This is a genomic window from Acetivibrio ethanolgignens, from assembly GCF_001461035.1.
In the GTDB taxonomy this organism is placed as follows: Bacteria; Bacillota; Clostridia; order Lachnospirales; family Lachnospiraceae; genus Velocimicrobium; species Velocimicrobium ethanolgignens.
In genome coordinates this window covers 1-630 of the sequence record NZ_LNAM01000133.1, presented here as the reverse complement: position 1 = coordinate 630, position 630 = coordinate 1, and the positions used below count along the sequence as shown (strand labels likewise).

Sequence of the window (630 nt, the reverse complement as noted above, 5' to 3'; positions counted from 1 at the left end):
TACGTTCGGTGAACTGTTGTTCTTTTATTACTTTTCCAAAATCGGAATTTCCTATAATGAAATAAAAGTGCCCTTAACGGGGTACTGAATAGTTACGATTTATCAAATAAATTTTGAAATTCGTTACTTTCTATTATTTCTAATTTTTCATTTTTCACACTAGAACCTCCAAACTGTCTATAATTGTCAGGTATTTTCTAAAATATAAACATTCATTTTTCATCTGAACTCATGACTCATACCGAAATTATAACTTACCCCATGATTTTTCTCAATCAATTTTATATGTCAAAAATTTGCCAAAATAAAAAAGCAGGTAGCCAGCCATTGCAACCGACTACCCACTCGCTACCGCTATTCTTCTACCGCTTCTAACGAATTTTCCACAAATTCCTTATCCGTCATGCCATCTAACTTTCTCAACACCTGCCTAGAAAGATCTTCCATATCGCTGTCCTTTATGTACGGCATTATCCGTCTGATTTCTTCCATCATCTTCATTCTGTTCTGTGTCTCAAAAACACACATGAAATTGATTTCTTCTACTGTGAATTTATTCATCATCCTACATCTCCCTCGTATAATAAGTTTGTAAGCAAGGAAAACAGCTTACAGACTTATTTTTTTGGG

1 protein-coding gene is annotated in these 630 nt (G+C 33.8%); it reads right to left on the bottom strand.

All coding sequences use genetic code 11. The features are described from left to right. Positions 1-354: 354 nt before the first annotated feature. The gene (locus tag ASU35_RS06945; protein WP_058352312.1) at positions 355-561 is read right to left on the bottom strand and encodes a transposon-transfer assisting family protein; all 207 of its coding nucleotides are present in this window, start codon (positions 559-561) and stop codon (positions 355-357) included. Positions 562-630: the final 69 nt, after the last annotated feature.